Origin of the sequence: Nocardioides pocheonensis, assembly GCF_003725535.1 — a bacterium.
Taxonomy (GTDB): domain Bacteria; phylum Actinomycetota; class Actinomycetes; order Propionibacteriales; family Nocardioidaceae; genus Marmoricola; species Marmoricola pocheonensis.
In genome coordinates this window covers 14,065-31,079 of the sequence record NZ_RJSF01000047.1, presented here as the reverse complement: position 1 = coordinate 31,079, position 17,015 = coordinate 14,065, and the positions used below count along the sequence as shown (strand labels likewise).

The window sequence follows — 17,015 nt, the reverse complement described above, 5'->3', positions numbered from 1 at the left end:
CCGCTTTACAGACAAGCCATTGTGTAAAGTTACTCGGCGGTTTACGCTCCGGTCATGAGCGTGAATCCCACCACAGGCCTGCCCGCAGATCCCGAGCACGACCCGCGGGCGTCGTACGCGTTCGAGCCCGAGTACGTCGCCGCGCTCACCGACCAGATCATCGCGACCAGCGGCACCGGGGTGACGGCGTACGCGCCGGCGACCGGCAAGCCGCTGGCGGTCATCCCGCAGTCCACGGTCGAGGACGTCGCGGAGGCCTACGCCCGCGCGCGCCGCGCGCAGCAGGCCTGGGCGCGCACCTCGATCGACGACCGGGCCGCCCTGCTCATGCGGCTCCACGACATCGTCCTGGACCGCCAGGACGAGATCATGGACCTGATCTGCTGGGAGTCCGGCAAGGCGCGCAAGCACGCCTTCGACGAGCCGCTCCACATCGCCCTGACCGCTCGCTACTACGCGCGCACCGCGCACAAGCACCTCGACACCGAGCGTCGCCTCGGGGTCATCCCGGCCCTGACCCGGGTCGAGGTCAACCGCGTGCCGAAGGGCGTCGTCGGCATCATCTCGCCGTGGAACTACCCGTTCACGATGGCGCTGTGCGACGGGCTGCCCGCGCTCCTCGCCGGCAACGCCGTGGTCACGAAGCCCGACGCGCAGACCATGCTCACCGCCCTCCTCGGCGCTCAGCTGCTCGAGGAGGCCGGCTTCCCGCGCGGCCTGTGGAACGTCGTCGCCGGTCCGGGTCGTGAGCTCGGCGGGCCGATGATCGAGCGCTCGGACTACATCTGCTTCACCGGTTCGACGGCCACCGGCAAGATCATCGCCCAGCAGTGCGCCGACCGGCTGATCGGCTGCTCCCTGGAGCTCGGCGGGAAGAACCCGATCCTGGTCCTGCGCGACGCCGACATCGACAAGGCTGTCGAGGGCGCGATCCGGGCCTGCTTCTCCAACGCCGGGCAGCTGTGCGTCTCCACCGAGCGGATGTTCGTCGCCGACCAGGTCTACGACCGGTTCAAGGAGAAGTTCGTCGCCGCCACCAGGGCGATGCGGCTCTCGGCCGGCCTGGAGTGGGGCAGCGACATGGGATCGCTGATCAGCCAGGACCAGCTCGACACGGTCACCGCGCACGTCGACGACGCCGTCGCCAAGGGTGCGCGGGTCCTCGCCGGGGGCAAGCCCCGGCCCGACCTCGGCCCGTTCTTCTACGAGCCGACGATCCTCGAGGGCGTCAGCCCGGACATGGTCTGCTTCGGCAACGAGACCTTCGGTCCGGTGATCAGCCTCTACCGCTTCCACGACGAGGCGGACGCGATCGCCCGCGCCAACGACGGCGAGTACGGCCTGAACGCCGCGATCTACAGCCGCGACGTACGCCGCGCCCGGGTGATCGCCCGGCAGGTCAAGTGCGGCACCGTGAACATCAACGAGGCCTTCGGAGCCACGTTCGCGAGCATCGACGCCCCCATGGGCGGGATGCGCGAGTCGGGCATGGGGCGCCGCCAGGGCGGCGAGGGCATCCACCGCTACACCGAGACCCAGGCCGTGGCCTCCCAGGCCCTGCTGCGGTTCAGCCCGCAGTACGGCCTCGACGACCAGCAGTACGCCAAGCTGATGACGACGAGCCTGCGGCTCCTGAACAAGATCGGACGCGCATGATGTTGACCGACGGCGTTTCGACGAGCTCCACCGCGGGCACGGGGCGGACCGAGGGGTTCGACTTCGACGTGATCATCATCGGCTCGGGGTTCGGCGGGTCCGTCAGCGCGCTGCGCCTGACCGAGAAGGGCTACAAGGTCGCCGTCCTGGAGGCCGGCGCCCGCTTCCGTGACGAGGACTTCCCGGACAACTCCTGGGACGTCCAGAAGTACCTCTTCCGCCCGGAGGTCGGCTGCTACGGCATCCAGCGGATCGACGCGCTCAAGGACTGCATGATCGTCTCGGGTGCGGGCGTCGGCGGTGGGTCGCTGGTCTACGCGAACACCTTGTACGAGCCGCTCGACGCGTTCTACCGCGACCCGTCCTGGGCGCACATCACCGACTGGAAGGCCGAGCTCGCGCCGTACTACGACCAGGCCAAGCGGATGCTCGGCGTGGTCGAGAACCCGCTCCGCACGCCCTCGGACGAGGTGATGAAGAAGGTCGCCGACGACATGGGTGTGGGGGACACCTTCCACCCGACCCCGGTCGGCGTCTTCTTCGGAGGCCCGGGCGAGACCCACCACGACACCGTGAAGGACCCGTTCTTCGGCGGCGCCGGACCCGACCGGGTGCCGTGCAAGGCCTGCGGCGAGTGCATGACCGGCTGCCGGCACAACGCGAAGAACACCCTGGTCAAGAACTACCTCTACCTGGCCGAGTCCCAGGGCGCGCGCGTGATGCCGCTGACCACCGTGACCCGGATCAGCCCGCTGAGCGACGGCGGCTACGAGATCACCGCGAAGTACACCAAGGCCAAGCGCGCGACCCGACGGTCGACCCGCACGCTGACCGCCGAGCACGTGATCGTCGCGGCGGCCTCGCTGGGCACCCAGCGGCTGCTGCACCGGATGAAGGACGAGGGCCACCTCCCGCGCCTCTCCGACCGGCTCGGCTACCTGTCCCGCACGAACTCCGAGTCGATCCTCGGCGCGATCGCACCGGTCGGCAGCACGATCGACTACTCGCGCGGGGTCGCGATCACCTCGTCGTTCCACCCCGACGAGCACACCCACATCGAGCCCGTGCGCTACGGCAGGGGCAGCAACTTCATGTCGATGATGCAGACCGTGCTCACCGACGGCGACGGCCCGGACCCGCGCTGGAAGACGTGGCTGAAGGAGATGTGGAAGGAGCGTCGCAACGTCAAGGACCTGTACGACTTCAAGCACTGGTCCGAGCGCACGGTGATCGCGCTGGTCATGCAGACGGTCGACAACTCGATCACGACGTACCTGAAGAAGGTGCCGGGCACGAACATCAGCTACATGACGTCGCGGCAGGGCCACGGCATCCCGAACCCGACCTGGATCCCGGTGGCCAACCGGGCGGCCCGGAAGATGGCCGAGATCGTGGGCGGCACCGCGGGCGGCAACATCGGGGAGCCGTTCAACCGGCCGCTGACCGCGCACTTCATCGGTGGCTGCACGATCGGCGACTCGCCCGAGACCGGCGTGATCGACCCCTACCACCGCGTCTACGGCCACCCCGGTCTGCACATCGCCGACGGCTCCGCGATCTCGGCCAACCTCGGCGTGAACCCGTCGCTGACGATCACCGCCCAGGCCGAGCGGGCGATGTCGTTCTGGCCGAACAAGGGCGAGCCGGACCCGCGGCCGACCCTCGGTGCGGCATACGAGCCCGTGGCGCCGGTGTCGCCGGCCCACCCGGTCGTGCCGGAGGGCGCTCCGGGAGCGCTGCACCTGCCGATCGTCGCGGTCAGCTGAGCGCGGGCGGACGTCAGGATCGGGAGGTCGGGGGCCGGCGCGCTGGCGGTATGCCCGAATCCTCCTTCCGGGGGGATCCGGAGCCTTCGCCAGAAAGTCGAAAAAAAGTTCCGGGGCGCCGTAACCGCCCTGCGGACCCTTCGTTTACCAGTGCAGATCGGGTGCATCGCTCCCTCCCAGGCCCGATCTCGACACGGTTCACGCCACGTGGACACTCAGGGCCCGACCTCCCTCCCTCCCCGGTCGGGCCCTGAGTCGCGTCTGGGGCTCTTTCGGTCTCCGGGCGCCCGACGCTCTGCCGTCGCTCCCCGGCCGGGCCCTGAGTCGCGTCTGAGGGCGTTTCCCCTGGGGCGGGCCCGACGCTCTGCCGTCGCTCCCCGGTCGGGCCCTGAGTCGCGTCTGGGGCGCTTTCGGTCTCCGGGCGCCCGACTCTCTGCCCACGGGCCTTCACGATGGCCTCAGCGCCAGAACTCGGCGAGCCGCTCGGCCAGCGCCCTGCCCTGGTCGTGACCGGCCCGCGCGGCGGCGGGGCGCAGCGACACGTCCATCGCGGCGGCGCCGAACAGGTGCTCGGCCTCGACCTCGGGGACGATCGTCTCGACCCGGCTGCCACCGGTCCGCAGCTCCTCGACCTGGGTGGCGAGGTCCATGCCCCACTCCTGCGGCATCCGCGAGCGGCCGCCGAACGGGGACAGCACCAGCACCCGGGCGTACCCGGCCGCCAGGTCGGCGTTCTCGCTGCGGCGGTAACCGCCGTTGACGTAGCGGTCCTCACCGATGCGGTAGGCCCCGAAGGGGCGGAACCCGTTGCTGGTGCTGGCCGCGACCGCGTCCACCAGTTCGACCCCGCTGTGGCGGTCGAACACGACCGGTTCCCCCGTACGCGCGTCGACCGCCGTGATGAGCACACGCTGGGCAGGCCAGTCGCGGCTCGGGAGCCGGGCCGCGACGATGTCCCGCCAGCGCGCCCCGCCCCGTACGTCGGAGCCGTCCGTCTCGAGCGCGGCGGCGCCCATCTTGCGGCGCATGTCGGAGGCGTCGGCGGCCGAGGCGATGATCCGGTCCGACCACTCGAGGTAGGCCTGCGTGGCCTGGTTCGGCGCCCGCCCCCTCTCCGGACCGGCGTCGCCACGCCGAGCCAGGGGTGGCGCGGCCAGGATGTCGGCGAACAGCTCGGCCGGCCTCCTCCCGCTGGTGATCTGGGCAGCCACGGTCGATCCGGCCGACGTACCGATGATGACGTCGGCCTCGGTCAGGTCGACGCCGGCCTCGGACAGACCGGCGACGAGCCCGATCTCCCAGGCGTTGCCGGTCGATCCGGCGCCGGCGAGGACCAGCGCCCGGCCGTGCAAGGCCGTCGAGCTCGAGGAGGGGGTCGAAGAGGGTGTGGTGTTCATGGGAGCCGCCTTTCGCGGATGGCCTGTCCGGCGCTCCCGACCACGACTACCTGGGTCGCGTGATCGTGCCCTGCGGGGGAGCACCCGTCACGGAATCTGTGCACATGGGTCTCACCTCCTGCCGCTGGATCACGATCACCGGAAGCATCACACGCCCGTGAGCCGCCCGGCAATCGACTTCCGCCCCGTCCACGACGGGGCGGCGCACACCGGGGAGCGCGGCGACCGCGTCCGCGACGGGCGGCAGGTCGTCGCCTCGGGCCCCGATAGACTCAGCCTCTCTCCACCGACCGGAAGGGCCGGACTTGACCGACCACGACCTCGTCCTCGTCGTTGACTTCGGAGCGCAGTACGCCCAGCTGATCGCCCGCCGGGTGCGCGAGGCGAAGGTCTACTCCGAGATCGTGCCGCACACCATGTCCACCGAGGAGATGCTCGCGAAGAACCCGCGGGCGATCATCCTGTCCGGCGGCCCGTCGAGCGTGTACGAGCCCGGTGCCCCGCAGCTGGACGCCGCCCTGGTCGACGGCCGGGTGCCCGTCTTCGGCATCTGCTACGGCTTCATGGCGATGGCCCAGGCCCTCGGTGGCGAGGTCGCGCACACCGGCCAGCGGGAGTACGGCCGCACGCACGTCTCGGTGCTCGAGCCCGGCACGCTGCTGGCCGGCCTGCCGACGACGCTCACGTCCTGGATGTCGCACGGCGACGAGGTGGTCGCGGCACCGCCGGGCTTCACCGTGAACGCCCGGTCGCCGCGGGCCACCGTCGCGGCCTTCGAGGAGACCGACCGCAGGCTGGCCGGCGTGCAGTGGCACCCCGAGGTGCTCCACAGCGAGCACGGTCAGCGCATCCTCGAGCACTTCCTCTGGGAGATCGCGGGCTGCCGGCCGACCTGGACGATGGTGAACATCGTCGACGAGCAGGTGGAGCGGATCCGCGCCCAGATCGGTCAGGGCCGGGCGATCTGCGGGCTCTCCGGTGGTGTCGACTCGGCCGTCGCCGCCGCGCTGGTCCAGCGGGCGATCGGCGACCAGCTCACGTGCGTGTTCGTCGACCACGGCCTGCTTCGCAAGGGCGAGGCCGAGCAGGTCGAGCGCGACTTCGTCGCCGCCACCGGCGTCGACCTCCACGTGGTCGACGCCGAGAAGCGCTTCCTCGACGCGCTCGCCGGCGTCACCGACCCCGAGGAGAAGCGCAAGATCATCGGCCGCGAGTTCATCCGGGTCTTCGAGGCCGCGGAGGCCGAGGTCCTCGGGGCCGCGGCCGAGGACGGCGAGAAGGTCGCGTTCCTGGTCCAGGGCACGCTCTACCCCGACGTCGTCGAGTCCGGCGGCGGAGCCGGTACGTCGAACATCAAGTCCCACCACAACGTCGGAGGCCTGCCCGACGACCTCGAGTTCGAGCTGGTCGAGCCGCTGCGCACGCTCTTCAAGGACGAGGTCCGCCTCGTCGGCGAGCAGCTGGGCCTCCCGGCGGAGATCGTCTGGCGGCACCCGTTCCCCGGCCCCGGCCTGGGCATCCGGATCATCGGCGAGGTCACCCGCGAGCGGCTGGACCTGCTGCGCGAGGCCGACGCGATCGCCCGCGAGGAGCTCACCAAGGCAGGCCTCGACCGAGACATCTGGCAGTTCCCGGTGGTCCTCCTGGCCGACGTACGCTCCGTCGGCGTGCAGGGCGACGGCCGCACCTACGGGCACCCCGTCGTGCTGCGCCCCGTGACCAGCGAGGACGCCATGACCGCGGACTGGGCCCGGCTCCCGTACGACGTGCTGGAGCAGATCTCGACCCGGATCACCAACGAGGTGGCCGAGGTCAACCGGGTCACGCTGGACATCACGAGCAAGCCGCCCGGCACCATCGAGTGGGAGTGAGCCCGGGAGCAGGGTCCGCGTTCAGCCGGTGATCAGGTTGGGCGCGCCACACTGCAGCGTGCTCGAGATGGGGGATCGCCGCTGGGTCGCGCGCGTCTGGGTCGTGGTCGTCCTGTTCGCCGCCGTCGCCGTGGTCCGGTCGGTGCAGGTGGGTATCCCGCTGAGGGATCCGGCCGGCTCCGTGCTCCTCTGGCGCGTCGTGATCTCGCTGGTGATCGCGGTGGTGCTGGCCGTGCTCGACCAGGTCGTCCGTGGCGGCCGTGCCGCTCGGAACGTGCGGGGAGTGCTCGCGGGGCTGCGCACCCGCTGGCCGCGCCGACGGGTCGGGCTCGCCGCGGGGGCCCTGCTCGCCTACCACCTGGTCTACTTCTGCTACCACAACCTGAAGAGCTGGGACGTCTTCAACCAGCCGCGGGACGCCATGCTGCTGCGGTGGGACCGCTGGCTGTTCCTGGGCCACAGCCCGGGGGTGCTGCTGCACGACCTGCTGGGCCAGCACGTGGCGGCGTACGTGCTGATGGTGTTCTACGAGTCGTTCTCGACCCTGATCACCGTGGCCGTCGTGGCCGCCGTCGTGCTGGTCGACCGGATCCGGGACGGCTATGTCTTCATCGCCTCCGCGATCTGGGTCTGGATCCTCGGGGTCGGCTCTTACTACCTGATCCCGTCGCTCGGTCCGTTCAGCTCGGCGCCGCGGGAGTTCGCCGGTCTGCCGCACACGATGATCCAGGACACCCAGGCGCGGTACATGGCCCAGCGGGCGCACCTGCTCGCGCACCCGCACGCGCACGACGCCTTCGCGCAGGTCTCCGCGTTCGCGAGCCTGCACGTCGCGATGACCACGCTGGTCGTGCTGATGGCGCACTACTACGGCCTGCGGCGTACGACGCGCGTGCTGGCCGCCTTCCTGGCCCTCACGATGGTCGCGACCGTGTACCTGGGCTGGCACTTCGCTGTCGACGACGCCGCCGGGCTCGTGATCGCGTTCGCGGGAACCGCCCTGGGCCGCCGGATGGTCTACCCGGGCGGAGGTGCGGAGCAGCGCCGCAGCAAGCCGGCCGACCCGGTCGCGGTCGGGACGTTGGCCTCCTGACGCGGCGCGGTGGGAGAGAGATGCTGAAACCGGTGGAGAACAGGAACGGAGTGGCCATGTGGGCCGCACTGAAGTCGCCCCCGTGGATCGCTCGCATCGTGGCGGCAACCGGGGCCATGACGATCCTCAGCGCCCTGCTGCCGGCGCTGCACGGTCGGGTGGACATGGTCAAGACGCTGCTGCCGGACTTCGCGCCGGCCGCCGCCACCACCGGAGCGCTGGCGACCGGGACCCTGCTCCTGGTGCTGTCCAGGCCGTTGCGACGCGGGAAGTTCCGTGCCTGGCTGCTCACCGCCGTGCTCAGCGCCCTCACCGTCGTGCTCCATCTCGTGAAGGGCCTGGACGTGGAGGAGGCGGTGGTGACGACGGCGATGTTCGTGCTGCTCGTCTCCGCGCGCCCGAACTTCACCGCCCGTCCGGACCACCGCTCGCTGTCACGCGTGCTGGCGGTGCTGCTCGGCGGACCCGTGCTCGCCACCACGCTCGGCTGGCTCTGGCTGGCCCTGGACGCCGACGGCCAGGCGCCCGGTACGACGCAGCTCGACCGGGTCCGGCACGCCTTCGTCGGGCTCGTCGGCATCACCGGCCCGGTCCAGTTCGTGCACCCCTCCGACGCCGACCACGCCGCGATCGCGCTGCTGACCCTCGGTGCCACGGTGGCCGGCCTCCTGGTGCTCGCACTCACCATGCCCGCCGGAGGGCCGCACCCCCTGACGCCCGAGGAGGACCAGCAGGTCCGGGCGCTGCTCGGCTGCTGGGGCCAGGTCGACTCGCTGTCCTACTTCGCGACCCGGTCCGACCGCTCGGTGATCTTCAGCAAGAGCGGCAAGGCGGCCGTGACCTACCGCGTCGTGGGCAGCGTCTCCCTCGCCGCGGGTGACCCGGTCGGCGACCCGGAGGCCTGGGCCGGGGCGATCGACGCCTGGTTGTGCGAGGCGAAGTCGTTCGGGTGGGTGCCGGCCGCCCTCGGGGTCGGCGAGGTCGGGGCCACGGCGTTCCACCGGGCCGGGCTCGACGCGCTCGAGCTCGGTGACGAGGCGATCGTCCAGGTCTCCGACTTCTCCCTGGAGGGCCGGAGCATGCGGGGCGTGCGACAGGCGGTGTCGCGGTGCGAGCGGGCCGGGCTCGTCGTCACGTGCCACCGGGTGCGCGACCTCGACGAGGCGATGCGCAGCGAGATCCGGGTGCGGGCCGAGGAGTGGCGCGACGGTGAGGTGGAGCGCGGCTTCTCGATGGCGCTCGGTCGCTTCGTGGACCCGGTCGACAGCGACTCCCTGGTGGTCCTGTGCCGCGACGGGGACGGGGTGCTCCGCGGCCTGCTCAACTTCGTGCCGTGGGGGCCTGACGGCCTCTCCCTGGACCTGATGCGACGCGATCGCGCGGCCGAGAACGGGATCGTCGAGCACATGGTCGTCGGCCTCTGGCGGGCGTGCCCGGAGCTCGGCGTACGGCGGTTCTCGCTGAACTTCGCGGTGTTCCGCTCGGTGTTCGCGCGCGGCGACCGGCTGGGTGCGGGTCCGGTGCTGCGGTTGTGGCGCTCGCTGCTGCTCACCGCGTCGCGGTTCTGGCAGATCGAGTCGCTCTACCGGGCGAACGCGAAGTACCGGCCGTCCTGGGAGCCGCGCTTCCTGTGCTTCGCCCGGCCCGGCGACCTGCCCCGCATCGGCACGGCGGCCCTGCGTGCGGAGGCCTTCCTGGTTGCGCCCGCATGGGTGCAGCGGGTGCTCGCCCGCCGATGAGACCGACCTGGACCACCGGCGCGCGGTCAGGCTGTGTTCAGCCAGCGCAGCGCACCCTCGTGACACCTTTGTCCCTGGGAGGCGGCATGGTCAGCGGACCGACGCGAAGATGTCGTCGAGGAGGAGATCCTCGACGGGTTCGCGGCCGCGTTCCCGGAACCACTCCCGTCCCAGGGCACGCCGCAGCAACGGGTCCGGCAGTCGCAGCAGCAGAGCCACCGTCCGCACGCCGCGGCCTCCCGACGTCTGGGAGGCGTGCGCCGCGAGCGACGCCTTCTTGGCGGCGAGGTGCCCTCGTACGTCGACCCGGTGCGTCAGCTCCGTCCGGGGCAGGTACGCGTCCGAGAACCGCGAGGCCGGGACCAGTCCGGCCAGCCCCGGCACCCAGCGCATCACACCGGCCACCCGCTGCAGCAGCACCCGGTCCACGGTCGCCTCGAGCACCACGGGCGTGCCCGCGAGCCGTGCCGCGAGAGCCCCGACCCGGTGCACCTGCACGTGGTCGCGATGTCCGTACCCACCGTGCTCGTCGTAGGTCGTCAGGACATCGGCATGCTCCTCGCGCAGGATCGCGGCGAGCCGCTCGGCCGGCTCCTGCGGATCGGTGTCCGCGAAGGCCGGGCGCCCCTCCGTGCGCCGCGGCTCACCCGTGGAGCCTGAGTCGGGGTAGCCGAGCACCTCGACGCGGGCACATCCCAGCGCCTCCGCCGAGCGCCGCAGCTCGGCGAGGCGCCGGGTCGCCAGGGTGCCCGCGTCCGTGCCCGGATCACCGGTCAGCCCGGCTTCGCCGGCCGTGGCCACCACGAGCACGATCCGGTGCCCTTCCGCGGCCGCACGCGCTAGCGTGCCTCCCGTCAGCAGGGCCTCGTCGTCGGGGTGCGCATGGAAGGACACGAGCGTGAACGACACGGTCGCAGTCTTGCAGCCCCCCGTGCTCGAGACGCCGCTCGCGGCGCAGCGCCGGCCCGGCCGGCACGCGGTGCGCGCAGTCGGCGCCGTGGCGCTCGCCGGGGTCCTGCTCGGGTACGTGTTCCCCCGGGTCGTCGGGTCCACCGTGACCGACGTGCGGGCCGCGTTCGGCGCCGTCTCCAGTCGCGAGGCCGCGGTCCTGGTGCTGCTCTGGGCCGCCGGCCTGCTGACCCACTCCTTCGTGCTCACCGGCGCACTCCCCGGGCTCACCCGCCGTCGTGCGCTGACCCTCAACCTCACCGGCAGCGCCGTCGCCAACACCATGCCGTTCGGCGGTGCCGCCGGGATGTCGCTGAACTACCTGATGATCCGGACCTGGGGGGTCGAGAGCTCGGGCTTCGCCGCCTTCACGCTCGTGACCAACGTCTGGGTGGTCCTCCTCAAGCTGGCGATGCCGGTCCTCGCCCTCGCGGCACTGTGGTCGACCGGCGGTCCGGTGAGCGCGGCGACCCGGTGGACGGCGGTCGCCTCGATGGGTGCCCTGCTGGTCGTGCTGGTGCTGCTCGCGGTCGGCCTGGCGAGCCGGCGAGCCGCCGAGCGGGCCGCGCACGTCGTCGCGCCCGTCGTGGTCGGCATAGGGAGGGTCGTGCGACGTCATCCGGACCCCGCCCGCGTGAGTGCCTCGATCCTCGACTGCCGCGACCTCGTCGCCGACGTCCTCAAGCGCCGCTGGGGGCAGATGTCCCTCGGCATGCTGGGCTACGGCCTGCTCCAGGCGGTGCTGCTCTGGGCCTGCCTGCACGCCGTCGGTGCCGACCTGGCCCCGGCCGCGGTGCTGGCCGGTTTCGCGGTCGACCGGGTGATGACCCTCGTGGTGATCACCCCGGGTGCCGTGGGCTTCGCCGAGGCCGGCACGGCCGCGGCCCTGATCGCACTCGGCGGCAGCCCCGCCGCGGTCGCCGCCGGCGTGCTGCTCTACCGGGGGTTCACCTTCGCCCTCGAGATCCCCGTCGGCGGCACCTGGCTCGCCGGCTGGCTGTTCTGGCGACGCCGGGCGACCCGGGCTGCCTCGGGAACGGCGGCCTGATGCGCATCCTGCACGTGACCAACATGTACCGGCCCCGCCTCGGCGGGATCGAGGTGTTCGTCGAGGACCTCGCCGAGCGGCAGGCCAGTGCCGGCCACGAGGTGACCGTGCTGACGCCGACCCCGGACACACGACCGGAGCCCGGTCCGGAGCCGGGCCGGGTGCGCGTCGTACGCGCGCCCGTGGGGCTGCTGCACCCGTTCGCGCCGCCGCACGCCCACCGCACGGCACTCGCCGGCGCGTACGACGTCGTGCACGCCCACCTGTCCGTGGTGTCGCCCTTCTCCACCGCGGTCGCCCGGTCCACCGACGACGCAGGCATCCCGACCGTGCTGACCGTGCACTCCATGCTGGCCAGCAAGCGCCCGTTCGTGCGCGCCGTGCGGGCGATCGCCGACTGGGACCGTGCCTCCGTGCTCTGGACGGCCGTGAGCCACGCCGCGGCCGCCGAGGCCCGTTCCGTGCTGCGCGCCGGCACCGAGGTGAGCGTGGTCGGCAACGCGGTCGACGTGGACTGGTGGCGGGCCGTGCCCCGGCACCCGCGGTCAGGATCGCCGGTGACGATGGTGAGCGTGATGCGCCTCGCCGGCCGGAAGCGCCCGTTCGCGCTGCTGGACGCCGTGGAGCGGGTCGTCGCCGAGTCGCCCGAGGCGGTGCGGCTGGTGGTCGTCGGCGAGGGCCCGCTCGAGGCCCGGTTGCGTGCGGAGATCCTCGGGCGCGGGCTCGGGCACGCGGTCGTCCTCACCGGTCGGCAGACGCGTGAGCAGATCCGGGCCCTGTACGCCGACGCCGACGTCTACGTCGCGCCGGCGTACCAGGAGTCGTTCGGCATCGCCGCCCTCGAGGCCCGGGCCGCCGGTCTGCCGGTGGTCGCGATGCGGTCCGGCGGGGTGGGCGAGTTCGTCCGCGACGGCGTCGACGGGCTGCTGTGCGAGGACGACGACACGATGGCCGGCGCGCTGATCCGACTGGTCGCCGACGCGCCGCTGCGGACCGCGATCGCGCGGCACAACGTGGCGCAGCGTCCCGACCACGACTGGCCCCGCGCGCTCGCGCAGTTCGACGAGGTGTACCTGCAGGCGCGGCGTCGCCGGGCCGCGGTGCTCGAGGCGCCGGCTCAGAGCGCGGCGTCCCCCGGAAGGTCGAACGGCAGCAGCGACAGCACCGACATGACGACGATCGGCGTGATCGCCCAGGGCCCGACCACGTAGCTCAGGCCGAGGGCGAGCAGCGGCAGCACCCAGACGGTCACCGACGCGAGGTACGCGCGCTCGAAGGCCTCGGTGGGCAGCCCCTCGCGGAAGTAGCCGCGGCGACGGATGTAGGTCATGTTGCCGGCGAGCCCGATCAGGGAAGCGCCCAGCACCAGCGAGAGCAGCCGGATGCCCGACACGAAGTCGTGCCGGTCGTGGACCGCGTCGGAGAGCACCGCGAAGGTGAACGGCGTCAGGACGAAGGACATCAGCGCCACCATCGTCATCAGCACGACGTAGTGGTCGGCCCGGGCCAGCATCGAGCCGAGCCGGCGGGACGCCGCCCACCCGCCGATCATCTGGATGAAGCCGAGCGCGTAGACCAGGTAGATCGGCCACTGGTCGAGGAGCGCGTGGCCCAGGTGCCCGGGGGCAGTGCGGGGCGGCTTCAGCTCGAGCACCAGCAGCGTGGCGGCGATCGCGTAGAGCCCGTCGATGAACGCCTCGACCCGCGACCAGGCGAAGGTGGGCTGCGCCGACGGCCGCAGGGGCGGCAGCAGCCGGTTCAGGAGGTGCACGGCCTCACGCTAGAACCCGATCGTCCCCGCGTACGCCGAAACCGCGATCCGGCAGGTCGATCGGGCCAACCGACGGGTTTCCGAAGCGGTACGAACTCGTCGTGTCCCGGGAGGACAGGAGGCGGTGCTACGGCGTCGGGCCGCCCTCGGTGCGGGCCTCCTCGGAGTTCTCCGGCGTGTCCGGTACGTCGCGCCGGTTCTCGGAGACGTCCTCGGGGTCGCGGTCGAGCTGCTCGTCGAGGTCGCTCGCGTCGAGGTCCTCCTCGCCCGGGGCGCCCTCCACCTCGGGCCTGCCGCTGAACCGGGCCTTGTCGGCGATCCGGCTGTGGTGGTCGTGGCCGGCCTCGGTCGGGGCCGCGTCGGGGGTCAGGCCGTCGTCTTCTCCAGGCATGACCGGCCGGTACCCGCCGGGAAGGGGCGTCATGCCGCCCGAGCCGGGCCGAGGCCGATGGCGAGTTTGCGCCCGGGCGTTCCGGGCACCTCGGTCGCATGAGAGCGCTCACCTGGCACGGCACTCGGGACGTTCGGGTGGAGACGGTGCCCGACCCGGTCATCCAGGAGCCGACCGACGCGATCATCAAGGTGACGTCGAGCGGCCTCTGCGGCTCCGACCTGCACCTCTACGAGGTGCTCGGACCGTTCATGACCGAGGGCGACATCCTCGGGCACGAGCCGATCGGGATCGTCGAGGACGTCGGGAGTGCGGTGGACCTCAAGGTCGGCGACCGGGTCGTCGTACCGTTCCAGATCGCGTGCGGCTCGTGCGAGATGTGCGACCTCGGGCTGCAGACGCAGTGCGAGACCACCCAGGTCCGCGACCAGGGCATGGGTGCCGCGCTCTACGGCTACACCAAGCTCTACGGGTCCGTGCCCGGGGCGCAGGCGGAGTACCTCCGGGTGCCGCGCGCGGACTACAACCCGATCAAGGTGCCCGACGGCCCGGCCGACGACCGCTTCCTCTACCTCTCCGATGTGCTCCCGACCGCCTGGCAGGCCGTCGAGTACGCCGCGATTCCCGCGGGCGGATCGGTCGTGGTCCTCGGCGCCGGTCCGATCGGTGACATGGCCTGCCGGATCGCCGCGCACCGCGGCCACCACGTCATCGCCGTCGACCTGGTCCCCGAGCGTCTCGCCCGGGTGCGCAAGTTCGGGGCCGAGACCATCGACCTGCGTGACCTCGAGGGCCACGAGGTCGCCGACATGATCCGCAACGTCACCGAGGGCCGGGGGCCCGATGCCGTGATCGACGCGGTCGGGATGGAGGCGCACGGCTCGCCCTCGGCGACCGTGGCGCAGCGGCTGGCGGCGATGCTCCCGGACCGGATCGCCGAGCGGATGATGCACACCGCCGGGGTGGACCGCCTCGCGTCGCTGCACGCCGCGGTCGACATCGTCCGTCGTGGGGGGACGATCTCGATCGTCGGCGTCTACGGGGGCGCCGCCGACCCGATGCCGATGCTCACGATGTTCGACAAGCAGGTCCAGCTGCGGATGGGGCAGGCGAACGTGCGCCGCTGGGTCGACGACATCCTGCCGTTCCTCACCGACGACGACCCGTTGGGCGTCGACAGCTTCGCGAGCCACCGGATGCCCCTGGAGGACGCCCCCTACGCCTACGAGATCTTCCAGGCCAAGAAGGACGGCGCCTGCAAGATCGTGTTCTCTCTCTGAGGTCACCGTGGCCGGTGCGACCGAGTTCCCAGGAGCCGAGCGGTGGGTGCCGGCGGAGGCCACGCTGCCCGCGCTCCGCGAGGCGGTCCAGACGTGCCGCGGCTGCGACCTCTACCGCGACGCGACCCAGGCCGTCATGGGCTCGGGCGAGCAGGACGCCGCGGTCATGCTGCTCGGCGAGCAGCCCGGCGACCGGGAGGACCTCGCCGGGGAGCCGTTCGTCGGCCCGGCGGGCAGGCTGCTCGACCGGGCGCTGGCCGACGCCGGCATCGACCCCGGCGACACCTACGTGACCAACGCGGTCAAGCACTTCCGGTTCGCGGGCCGGCGCGGCAAGCAGCGGATCCACAAGTCACCCGGCCGCGCGCACGTGCTCGCCTGCCAGCCGTGGCTCGACGCCGAGCTGGAGGCGGTCCGGCCCCGCGGCGTGGTGATCCTCGGCGGCACCGCCGGCAAGGCGGTCTACGGGCCGGCGTACAAGGTGGGGGAGCAGCGCGGCCGGCTCCTCGAGTGGCCCGCCGGCGGCCACCTCGCCCGTCGCCCGGAGTGGGCGCTGGCGACCGTGCACCCCTCGGCGGTGCTGCGCTCCCGTGAGCGCGACGAGATGTACGCCGGGTTCGTGGCCGACCTGCGCGTCGCGGCCGACGTGCTCGGTCGGACCTCCGCGGACCGGTGACCCACGCGCCCGAGGGTGCCGTCCGAGCGTCCCGGCTGACCGATCGGTAGGATTCGCTCCGGGACACACCCGAACCCGAAGGGCACCATGAGCCTCCTCTCGACCGTGAAGACTGCCGTGGTCCGGCGGGTCGTCGCACGCTCCGGCGGCGTCGACCTCACCAAGCTGGACCGCGTGCCCGAGCGGCTGTCGTGGCCGCTGAACCGTCACGGCATCGACCCGACGCCGCGGCTGACCCGGATGCGCGACGCCGACCCGGTGAAGCTGCACTCCTCGTTCATGGGCCTGGAGATCTGGCTGGTCACCGGGTACGACGAGGCGCGCGACGTCCTGGCCAACTCCACGCACTCCACCGACATCCGCCACCTCATGGGCAAGAGCGGCGACGTCGAGACCGGCGACATCGGCGGCCTGGGGTTCACCGACCCGCCGAAGCACACCCAGCTGCGCAAGCTGCTGACGCCGGAGTTCACGGTGCGCCGCCTCGAGCGCCTCAAGCCCGGCATCGAGCAGATCATCGCCGAGCAGCTCGACGAGACCGAGGCCGCTGCCCTGGCGAACGGCGGCGTCGTCGACCTCGCCCAGACCTTCGCGTTCCCGGTGCCGTTCCGGGTGATCTGCGACCTGCTCGGCGTCGCCGACGAGCAGCGCGAGCGGTTCAGCAAGCTCGCCTCGGCCCGCTTCGACGTCTCCCAGGGCGGCATGGGCGCGGTCGGCGCGATCGGCGGGTCACGGGAGTTCCTGCTGGCCGAGACCGCCCGGCAGCGCGAGAACCCCGGACCCGGCCTGATCGGCCAGATCCTGCGTGAGCACGGCGACGAGATCAGCGACTTCGACCTCGGGGGTCTGGCCGACGGCGCGTTCACCGGTGGCCTCGAGACCAGCGCCTCGATGCTCGCGCTCGGCACGTCGGTGCTGCTCCAGCACCGCGAGCTGTGGAAGTCCCTCGCCGAGGACCCCGACAGCGTCGAGCCGATCGTCGAGGAGCTCCTGCGCCACCTCGCACCGGTGCAGATCGCGTTCCCGCGGTTCGTGAAGGAGGACACCCGGATCGGACGCCACCTGGTGAAGAAGGGCTCGATCGTGCTGGTCCACCTGCCCGCGGCCAGCCGCGACCCGCGGTCGACGCAGGGTGAGGCGTTCTGCCCGGCCCGGGAGTCCTCCACACACCTCGCCTTCGGCCACGGCATGCACCGCTGCGTCGGCGCCGAGCTCGGCCGGATGGAGCTGCGGGCCGCCTTCCCCGCGCTCGCCCGGCGCTTCCCCGACCTGCAGCTGGCCATCGACCCCTCCGACCTGGACTACCACGCCAAGTCGATCGTCTACGGCGTCGAGGCCCTCCCCGTGCGGCTGGACGGCATCGTCGAGCAGTAGGCCCG

Annotated in this window: 14 protein-coding genes; 10 read left to right on the top strand and 4 right to left on the bottom strand. The window is 72.1% G+C overall.

The genetic code is table 11. The annotated features are described in order from the left end of the window. The first annotated feature begins 54 nt into the window (after positions 1–54). Together EFL26_RS20855 and EFL26_RS20850 are read left to right on the top strand one after the other, a co-directional pair. A complete protein-coding gene (locus tag EFL26_RS20855) occupies positions 55–1,656 on the top strand; it encodes a succinic semialdehyde dehydrogenase (RefSeq protein WP_123224853.1) in 1,602 nt (533 codons plus the stop codon). Further along, entirely contained in the window at positions 1,656–3,422 is a 1,767-nt protein-coding gene (locus EFL26_RS20850) for a GMC oxidoreductase (protein WP_123225126.1), read from the top strand. Before EFL26_RS20855 ends, EFL26_RS20850 begins: the two co-directional genes overlap by 1 nt. A gap of 458 nt (positions 3,423–3,880) precedes the next feature. On the opposite strand, the gene EFL26_RS20845 is transcribed toward EFL26_RS20850, so the two are convergent. After that, a complete protein-coding gene (locus EFL26_RS20845; RefSeq protein ID WP_123224852.1) occupies positions 3,881–4,819 on the bottom strand; it encodes a patatin-like phospholipase family protein in 939 nt (312 codons plus the stop codon). A 305-nt stretch (positions 4,820–5,124) separates the two neighbouring features. Between EFL26_RS20845 and guaA the strand changes: the two genes are divergently transcribed. The 3 genes from guaA to EFL26_RS20830 all read left to right on the top strand — a co-directional run bounded on the left by guaA (position 5,125) and on the right by EFL26_RS20830 (position 9,522). After that, positions 5,125–6,690, top strand: a complete 1,566-nt coding sequence (gene guaA / locus EFL26_RS20840; protein ID WP_123224851.1) for a glutamine-hydrolyzing GMP synthase — start codon at positions 5,125–5,127, stop codon at positions 6,688–6,690. 67 nt (positions 6,691–6,757) lie between these two features. After that, positions 6,758–7,783: a phosphatase PAP2 family protein gene (locus EFL26_RS20835; protein ID WP_123225125.1), complete on the top strand. Its 1,026-nt coding sequence runs from the start codon at positions 6,758–6,760 to the stop codon at positions 7,781–7,783. A gap of 32 nt (positions 7,784–7,815) precedes the next feature. Continuing rightward, a complete protein-coding gene (locus tag EFL26_RS20830) occupies positions 7,816–9,522 on the top strand; it encodes a phosphatidylglycerol lysyltransferase domain-containing protein (RefSeq protein ID WP_221177088.1) in 1,707 nt (568 codons plus the stop codon). Between the two features lie 90 nt (positions 9,523–9,612). Here the strand turns inward: EFL26_RS20830 and EFL26_RS20825 are convergent, their stop codons facing one another. Next, complete coding sequence (locus tag EFL26_RS20825) at positions 9,613–10,431, bottom strand: PIG-L deacetylase family protein (RefSeq protein WP_123225124.1); 819 nt, start codon at positions 10,429–10,431, stop codon at positions 9,613–9,615. Between EFL26_RS20825 and EFL26_RS20820 the strand changes: the two genes are divergently transcribed. After that, positions 10,421–11,518 carry a lysylphosphatidylglycerol synthase domain-containing protein gene (locus EFL26_RS20820; RefSeq protein ID WP_183408303.1) on the top strand — a complete coding sequence of 366 codons (1,098 nt, stop codon included), beginning with the start codon at positions 10,421–10,423 and terminating at the stop codon, positions 11,516–11,518. The genes EFL26_RS20825 and EFL26_RS20820 overlap by 11 nt on opposite strands. Further along, positions 11,518–12,729 carry a glycosyltransferase family 4 protein gene (locus EFL26_RS20815; protein ID WP_123224848.1) on the top strand — a complete coding sequence of 404 codons (1,212 nt, stop codon included), beginning with the start codon at positions 11,518–11,520 and terminating at the stop codon, positions 12,727–12,729. Before EFL26_RS20820 ends, EFL26_RS20815 begins: the two co-directional genes overlap by 1 nt. On the opposite strand, the gene EFL26_RS20810 is transcribed toward EFL26_RS20815, so the two are convergent. After that, positions 12,636–13,289: a TMEM175 family protein gene (locus tag EFL26_RS20810; RefSeq protein ID WP_123224847.1), complete on the bottom strand. Its 654-nt coding sequence runs from the start codon at positions 13,287–13,289 to the stop codon at positions 12,636–12,638. The two genes, EFL26_RS20815 and EFL26_RS20810, sit on opposite strands and share 94 nt — an antisense overlap. A gap of 127 nt (positions 13,290–13,416) precedes the next feature. Further along, positions 13,417–13,680 (bottom strand): hypothetical protein, encoded by a 264-nt coding sequence (locus tag EFL26_RS20805; RefSeq protein ID WP_123224846.1) that lies wholly within the window; start codon positions 13,678–13,680, stop codon positions 13,417–13,419. Positions 13,681–13,778: 98 nt separating this feature from the next. Between EFL26_RS20805 and EFL26_RS20800 the strand changes: the two genes are divergently transcribed. The 3 genes from EFL26_RS20800 to EFL26_RS20790 all read left to right on the top strand — a co-directional run bounded on the left by EFL26_RS20800 (position 13,779) and on the right by EFL26_RS20790 (position 17,010). Then, positions 13,779–14,960, top strand: coding sequence for a zinc-dependent alcohol dehydrogenase (locus EFL26_RS20800; protein WP_123224845.1), 1,182 nt, complete (start codon positions 13,779–13,781; stop codon positions 14,958–14,960). Between the two features lie 7 nt (positions 14,961–14,967). Next, positions 14,968–15,636, top strand: a complete 669-nt coding sequence (locus tag EFL26_RS20795) for a UdgX family uracil-DNA binding protein (RefSeq protein ID WP_123224844.1) — start codon at positions 14,968–14,970, stop codon at positions 15,634–15,636. A gap of 87 nt (positions 15,637–15,723) precedes the next feature. Next, positions 15,724–17,010 carry a cytochrome P450 gene (locus EFL26_RS20790; protein WP_123224843.1) on the top strand — a complete coding sequence of 429 codons (1,287 nt, stop codon included), beginning with the start codon at positions 15,724–15,726 and terminating at the stop codon, positions 17,008–17,010. Positions 17,011–17,015 lie beyond the last annotated feature (5 nt).